Source organism: Apibacter muscae (assembly GCF_007845635.1).
GTDB lineage: Bacteria > Bacteroidota > Bacteroidia > Flavobacteriales > Weeksellaceae > Apibacter > Apibacter muscae.
This window is the reverse complement of sequence record NZ_SELG01000007.1, coordinates 1-3595: the sequence shown is the minus strand read 5'-3', so window position 1 is coordinate 3595 and position 3595 is coordinate 1. Positions and strand designations below refer to the sequence as shown.

Here is a 3595-nt window from a genome sequence, read left to right as displayed (position 1 = left end):
CTTACCTGCACTATCCATTCCACCGAAGCTTCCTGGTACTATCACCTTCGGCATCTCTGACGCATTTTACTATCAAAGATTTACCTACAGGCTTTAACGTACTATTCCGTCAGTACGCGGCAGTGTCATTACTTTGTCACTCCATCGAATTTACAGGCGGTATCAGAATATTAACTGATTTCCCATCGATATCTCCTTTCGGATTAACCTTAGGTCCCGACTAACCCTCAGCTGATTAGCATAGCTGAGGAAACCTTGGATTTACGGCGTGAAGGTTTCTCACCTTCATTATCGTTACTTATGCCTACATTTTCTTTTCTATCTGCTCCACAATAAGTCACCTTACTGCTTCTGCGCCAATAGAATGCTCCCCTACCGAAATAATTTAATTACTTCGCATAGCTTCGGTAGTATACTTATGCCCGAGTATTATCCATGCCAAACCGCTCGACTAGTGAGCTGTTACGCACTCTTTAAATGAATGGCTGCTTCCAAGCCAACATCCTAGCTGTCTGGGCAGTTTGACCTCGTTTTTTCAACTTAGTATACATTTCGGGACCTTAGCTGTTGCTCTGGGTTGTTTCCCTCTCGGACATGGACCTTAGCACCCATGCCCTCACTGCTAAGAAGCATATAATAGCATTCGGAGTTTGTCAGGATTTGGTAGGCGGTGAAACCCCCGCATCCAATCAGTAGCTCTACCTCTATTATACTCATTCTTAACGCTGCACCTAAATGCATTTCGGGGAGTACGAGCTATCTCCCAGTTTGATTAGCCTTTCACCCCTAACCACAGGTCATCCGAAGACTTTTCAACGTCAACCGGTTCGGTCCTCCACTTTGTGTTACCAAAGCTTCAACCTGCCCATGGATAGATCACAAGGTTTCGCGTCTAATCCCACTAACTATAGCGCCCTATTCAGACTCGCTTTCGCTACGGCTGCGTAGCTGAACTACTTAACCTCGCTAGTGAAATTAACTCGTAGGCTCATTATGCAAAAGGCACGCCGTCACACAATAAATGTGCTCCGACCGCTTGTAAGCGTATGGTTTCAGGATCTTTTTCATCTTTCTTTTCGAAATACTTTTCACCTTTCCCTCACGGTACTTGTTCGCTATCGGTCTTCAAGGAGTATTTAGCCTTGGAGGATGGTCCCCCCATATTCAGACAGGATTTCACGTGTCCCGCCCTACTCATTTTCATCTATGTAATTATTTCGTATAAGGGACTATCACCTGCTTTGGTTCCTCTTTCCAAAGGATTCTACTATAATTATATAAACTTTTGGGCTATTCCAATTTCGCTCGCCACTACTCTCGGAATCTCTTTTGATTTCTTTTCCTCTTCTTACTTAGATGTTTCAGTTCGGAAGGTTCGCCTTCCCTTACGGGAATACTATGCTCTTGCATAGTGGGTTGCCCCATTCAGAGATCTGCGGATCATGTCGTGTGTGCCGATCCCCGCAGCTTTTCGCAGCTTACCACGTCTTTCTTCGCCTCTTGAAGCCTAGGCATCCGCCATACGCTCTTAACGATTTCTTTCCTTTAGTGACCAATTTTATTAAATTGATCGCTCGGTTTATTTTTTTCTATATAAAATTCCAATAATGTCAATGATCTTCAAAATATAACTGTACTTATCTTAAGTTTTTATATATATTAATATATACTTTCTTACTATAAGCTGTTGTGGAGAATAAGGGAGTCGAACCCTTGACCTCCTGCGTGCAAGGCAGGCGCTCTAGCCAACTGAGCTAATTCCCCTTTCTAACCTTTAGTAGTCTCAGGCAGACTCGAACTGCCGACCTCTACATTATCAGTGTAGCGCTCTAACCGGCTGAGCTATGAGACTGTATTAGGTCTTACGCCCTAATTGGGATCTCTTTTCTTACTCTTTTGATCCTTTATCTTACCTTTGATTCCCACCAAATGGCTTTCTAAGGGGTGTTATATTTTATTTATAGACTTTTTTTAACAGAAATAGCCCTGAAAGAACTTTTTTTTCAAGCTCTTTGGTTTTGACTTGTGTACTCTAAAAAAGAGATATTCCAGCCGCACCTTCCGGTACGGCTACCTTGTTACGACTTAGCCCCAGTCACTAGTTTTACCCTAGGTAGCTCCTGTTACGGTCACCAACTTCAGGCACCCCCAGCTTCCATGGCTTGACGGGCGGTGTGTACAAGGCCCGGGAACGTATTCACCGCATCATGGCTGATATGCGATTACTAGCGATTCCAGCTTCATAGAGTCGAGTTGCAGACTCCAATCCGAACTGAGACCGGCTTTAGAGATTCGCATCACATCGCTGTGTAGCTGCCCTCTGTACCGGCCATTGTAGCACGTGTGTGGCCCAGGACGTAAGGGCCGTGATGATTTGACGTCATCCCCACCTTCCTCTCGGTTTGCACCGGCAGTCTCATTAGAGTTCCCGACTTGACTCGATGGCAACTAATGATAGGGGTTGCGCTCGTTATAGGACTTAACCTGACACCTCACGGCACGAGCTGACGACAACCATGCAGCACCTTGAAAATTGTCCGAAGAAATATTTGTTTCCAAATAAAGCAATTCCCATTTAAGCCCTGGTAAGGTTCCTCGCGTATCATCGAATTAAACCACATGCTCCACCGCTTGTGCGGGCCCCCGTCAATTCCTTTGAGTTTCAACCTTGCGGTCGTACTCCCCAGGTGGGATACTTATTACTTTCGCTTAGTCACTGAGAATTAATCCCCAACAACGAGTATCCATCGTTTACGGCGTGGACTACCAGGGTATCTAATCCTGTTCGCTCCCCACGCTTTCGTCCATCAGCGTCAATCGGTATTTAGTAACCTGCCTTCGCAATTGGTGTTCTGTGTAATATCTATGCATTTCACCGCTACACTACACATTCCGGCTACTTCAATACTATTCAAGATTAACAGTATCAACGGCAGTTCTACAGTTGAGCTGTAGGATTTCACCGCTGACTTACTAATCCGCCTACGGACCCTTTAAACCCAATAAATCCGGATAACGCTCGCATCCTCCGTATTACCGCGGCTGCTGGCACGGAGTTAGCCGATGCTTATTCGTATGATACCTTCAGCTACTCTCACGAGAGTAGGTTTATTCTCATACAAAAGAAGTTTAAAACCCATAGGGCTGTCATCCTTCACGCGGGATGGCTGGATCAGGCTCTCACCCATTGTCCAATATTCCTCACTGCTGCCTCCCGTAGGAGTCTGGTCCGTGTCTCAGTTCCAGTGTGGGGGATCACCCTCTCAGGCCCCCTAAGGATCATTGCCTTGGTAAGCCGTTACCTTACCAACTAGCTAATCCTACGCATGCCTATCTCTATCTGATAAATCTTTTAATAAACTTCGATGCCGATGTTTATGTTATCCGGTATTAATCCGAGTTTCCTCGGGCTATCCCCGTGATAAAGGCAAGTTACATACGCGTTACGCACCCGTGCGCCGGTCTCTTAGTAAGCAAGCTCACTAATACCCCTCGGCTTGCATGTGTTAAGCCTCCCGCTAGCGTTCATCCTGAGCCAGGATCAAACTCTCCATTGTAATTTCTTATAATGTCAAGTACCTGTTCTCAAAAAAAA

General features: G+C 45.5%; 2 tRNA genes and 2 rRNA genes. All 4 read right to left on the bottom strand.

The window, feature by feature from the left end:
• Positions 1-1542 (bottom strand): 23S ribosomal RNA (locus ETU08_RS00425); the annotation flags it as partial.
• 148 nt (positions 1543-1690) lie between these two features.
• A tRNA-Ala gene (locus ETU08_RS00420) sits at positions 1691-1764 on the bottom strand.
• Between the two features lie 14 nt (positions 1765-1778).
• Positions 1779-1852 (bottom strand) — tRNA-Ile (locus ETU08_RS00415).
• A 184-nt stretch (positions 1853-2036) separates the two neighbouring features.
• A 16S ribosomal RNA gene (locus ETU08_RS00410) occupies positions 2037-3557 on the bottom strand.
• Positions 3558-3595: the final 38 nt, after the last annotated feature.